This window comes from Dietzia sp. SYD-A1, from assembly GCF_015356725.1.
Lineage (GTDB): Bacteria > Actinomycetota > Actinomycetes > Mycobacteriales > Mycobacteriaceae > Dietzia.
The window spans coordinates 1-3,461 of record NZ_JADDKI010000169.1 but is presented as its reverse complement, the minus strand read 5'-3'; the positions used below and the strand labels follow the sequence as shown (position 1 = coordinate 3,461).

Below are 3,461 nucleotides of genomic sequence, written 5' to 3'. Positions count from 1 at the left end.
GTCGCCGCCCGCGTCCGGTGGCGCCGCACCCTCGGCCCCTACGTCCTGGCGGTGGGGGGCATCGAGCCGCGCAAGGGCAGCATCGACCTCCTGGAAGCGTTCGCTCTGCTGCGGCGGAGGCGTCCGGATCTCTCGCTCGTCTTCGCGGGCGGGGAGACCCTGTTCGACTACCGCGATTACCGCTCCCGCTTCGACCGGCGGTGCGACGAGCTGGGGTTACACCCCGTGGTCCTGGGCATGGTGCCGGAGGGCGATCTGCCGGGCCTCGTCGCGGCCTGCGACGCGTTCGCCTTCCCCTCTACCAAGGAGGGCTTCGGGCTGGCCGCGATGGAGGCGCTCGCCGCGGGGCGTCCGGTCGTCGCCCGCGACCTGCCGATCCTCCGGGAGGTCTTCGGCCCCTGCGTCGACTACGCCGGATCGGTCCCGGAACTCGCACACCTGTTGGAGTCAGCACTGTCCGCCGATCCGGCGCGGGCCGGGGAGGGCCGTGCCTTGGCGGCCTCGCTCACCTGGGACGCGGCGGCCGCGGCGCACCTGCGATTCTACGTCGACCACTCCGGCGGCCACCTGGGGAAGCCGCCACCGGCGCAGGTGAACGCCGACTGATCGGCCATCGGTACGCTGGCCGCATGCGCGAGACCCCAGACGCCCCGCACGACGACCCCGCGGGCGCCCCCGCCGAGCCGGTGACGATCGCCCCCTCGACGACCACCGACGCCGACGTCCAGCCCGGCCCCGTCTCGCGCGTGTTCACCGATCGGTGGATGGGCGTGCTGCTGACCGTCGGGTCGATCGTCGCCCTGGTGGCGTCGTTCCAGCTCAGCCTGGACAAGATCCGACTCCTGGAGAACCCGGACTTCGTTCCGGCCTGCAACTTCTCCATCCTGATGAGCTGCAAGAGCGTCATCAACTCCGAGCAGGGGGCGGTCTTCGGATTCCCCAACCCCTTCATCGGACTGGTGGGGTACGCACTGCTCATCGCGATCGGGGTCGCCGCCGCGTCAGGGGTGCGCTTCCCCCGCTGGTACTGGGTGGGTGCGCTCCTCGGGCTGACCTTCGCCGCCGGGATGGTGCACTGGCTGGCGTACCAGTCCATCTTCTCCATCCAGGTGCTGTGCCCGTGGTGCATGGTCGTGTGGGCCATGACCATCCCGATGTTCTGGTACACCCTGCTCCACGTGCTGGCCAAGCTCACCGGCGCCGGCTGGGTCCGCGCGCTGCAGCGGTGGCACCTGGTCCCGGTGGTCGTGTGGTTCCTGGCCCTGGCCGCGGTCATCCTCTGGGCGTTCTGGGACTTCTACTGGGCGGACTTCTTCGCCAACCTCTGATCACCCCGTGGTCGTGGCCACCCCGCCCGCGGCCTGCTCGACCAGGTGCACGATCGCGCTCGCGTGGAGCCTGAACAGCGCGGCCACGTCGGCGTCCCCGGTCAACGACGCGAGGAAGATCCCGTCCCCGCCGGCCAGAGCGTAGGTGGCCACCAGCATCGCCTCCGTCGGCGACAACGCGGGCCGCACCTGCTGCAGCTCAGCCGCGATCCGCTCGATCGCCTCCCCCCGCAGCCGCAGGTAGATCTCCCTGGCCACCGGCTCCACGGGACGCCGTTCCACCGCGAGCATCAGCACCAGCCGGAGGAAATCCTGTGACTCGGTGAACGTCCGGGCCACACCCAGGCACAGTTCGGTCACCCGTTCGGCGAGCGACTGCCCCTCCCCTCTGGTCACCTGACCCAGCCACAGTTCGATGCTCTCCTCCACCACCGCGGCCAGGAGCGCGTCCTTGTCCGCGAAATGCCAGTAGATCGAGCTCGCGGGCAGCCCGCTGACCTCGCTCACCCGCGCGATGCTCGTCCCCTCGTAGCCGCGCTCCCCCGCGACCGCCGCGGCGGCCTCGAGGATCCTCCGCCGGGATTCGCGGCCCCTCGCGCGCGTGCGCCTGGTCCCGCCCGGCGCCTCGCCGCCCTGCGACCCGCGTTCTGCCATCCGACCTCCCCGGTCCTGTGTCCAGCGCCTCATTGCCCGGGCACCACCCGGGACTTACTGTAGTGATCACTACAGTACCGCGGTGGCGACAGGCCGCCGCCCGAAAGGTGAAGAAATGATCGATGCACTCACCCGCAATTGGTGGATTCAGCTGATCCGCGGGGGCCTGGCCCTCACGCTGGGCGCCACCGCCCTCTCGGCCCCTGGTGCCGGCTCCGGTGCAGGCATGACGCTCGCGGTGTTCCTGGTGGCCGCGTTCGCGATCGGCGACGGCGCGATGACCGTCACCACAGCGTTGGCATCGCCGGCCGACCACCGGGGCCGGCGCGCTCTGCTCGCGACCGGCGCCGGCGAGATCGTTCTCGGGATGGTCGTCCTGTTCTGGCCCGGGCTGTCCGCGACCGCACTCACCGTGCTGTTCGCCGCCTGGCTCGTGGCCTCGGGGGCACTCGTGGCCCACGGCGCGCGGACCCTGCGTCGTCAGATCCCGGACTCGTGGGTCATGGGGACGCTGGGAGTGGCGCTCATCGCACTCGGCGTCGGCATCGGCGCCTTCGGCCCCTCGGCGACCGGCGCGTTCGTCACCTTCGCCGGCTGGTTCGGACTGGCTGCGGGCGCCGTGATGGTGGCCGTCGCGTTCCGTCTGCGGGCCGACCTCGAACGGCTGCCCTCACCCGCCGCGGCCTGAGGTCGACGACCGGCCCGGGACGGGGATCGCTACGGGCGGCCCGGGCCCGGGCGTAGGTCACGGCCCGCCAGGGTGCCCTCCGGACTGCTCGGGCCGGCGTACTTGTCCCGCACCTCGGCCTCGAGGCTCGGCCGCGGGTCGAGGTGGGACAGCCCGTTGAAGCACAGGTTGACGATGTGCGCGGCCACCTCCTCCTTGGGCGGGGTACGCACGTCCAGCCACCACTGCGCGGTGCCGGAGACCATGCCCACGAGCGCCTGCGCGTACACGCTCGCGGTGACGGGGTCGAAGCCGCGGTTCACGAACTCCTCCTCGAGGATGTACGTCACGCTCGCCGTCGCGTCGTTGAGCAGGGTCGAATACGATCCACCGGGGGCGATCGACGACTCGCGGACCAGGATGCGGAAGCCGTCGGTGCGTTCCTCGACATACCGCAACAGCGCCATGGCGGCGCGCTCGATGCGCCTCCGCGACCCCTCGCCCTGAAGGGACTCGGTGATCTCTGCACCCAGGTACGCCAGCTCGCGATCGCAGACCACGGCGTAGAGCCCCTCTTTGCCGCCGAAGTGCTCGTAGACCACCGGCTTGGACACCCCCGCCACGGCCGCGATCTCCTCGACGGTGGCGGAATCGTAGCCGTACTCGGCGAAGATCCGGCGACCCACGTCGACCAACTGCTGCCGTCGTTTCGCGGCCGTCATCCTGGTCCTCGGCGCCGGAATGCCCTCGCCCGTCATCATCAACCCCTTCGAGACAGTCCCCCAAGCCTAGTCGGCCGAGCGGGCCCTCCC

Annotated in this window: 5 protein-coding genes; 3 read left to right on the top strand and 2 right to left on the bottom strand. The window is 71.1% G+C overall.

The features are described from left to right. Positions 1-606 (top strand): glycosyltransferase (locus IY392_RS07865; protein ID WP_194860905.1); only part of this gene is annotated, 606 nt, incomplete at its 5' end. A 23-nt stretch (positions 607-629) separates the two neighbouring features. Further along, positions 630-1,328 (top strand): vitamin K epoxide reductase family protein, encoded by a 699-nt coding sequence (locus IY392_RS07860; RefSeq protein ID WP_107756923.1) that lies wholly within the window; start codon positions 630-632, stop codon positions 1,326-1,328. On the opposite strand, the gene IY392_RS07855 is transcribed toward IY392_RS07860, so the two are convergent. After that, positions 1,329-1,982, bottom strand: a complete 654-nt coding sequence (locus IY392_RS07855) for a TetR/AcrR family transcriptional regulator (RefSeq protein ID WP_107756924.1) — start codon at positions 1,980-1,982, stop codon at positions 1,329-1,331. It abuts the gene before it with no gap. Positions 1,983-2,097: 115 nt separating this feature from the next. On the opposite strand from IY392_RS07855, the gene IY392_RS07850 reads away from it, so the two are divergent. Beyond that, entirely contained in the window at positions 2,098-2,670 is a 573-nt protein-coding gene (locus IY392_RS07850) for an HdeD family acid-resistance protein (RefSeq protein ID WP_194860904.1), read from the top strand. Between the two features lie 29 nt (positions 2,671-2,699). On the opposite strand, the gene IY392_RS07845 is transcribed toward IY392_RS07850, so the two are convergent. After that, the gene (locus tag IY392_RS07845; protein ID WP_107756926.1) at positions 2,700-3,371 is read right to left on the bottom strand and encodes a TetR/AcrR family transcriptional regulator; all 672 of its coding nucleotides are present in this window, start codon (positions 3,369-3,371) and stop codon (positions 2,700-2,702) included. Positions 3,372-3,461: the final 90 nt, after the last annotated feature.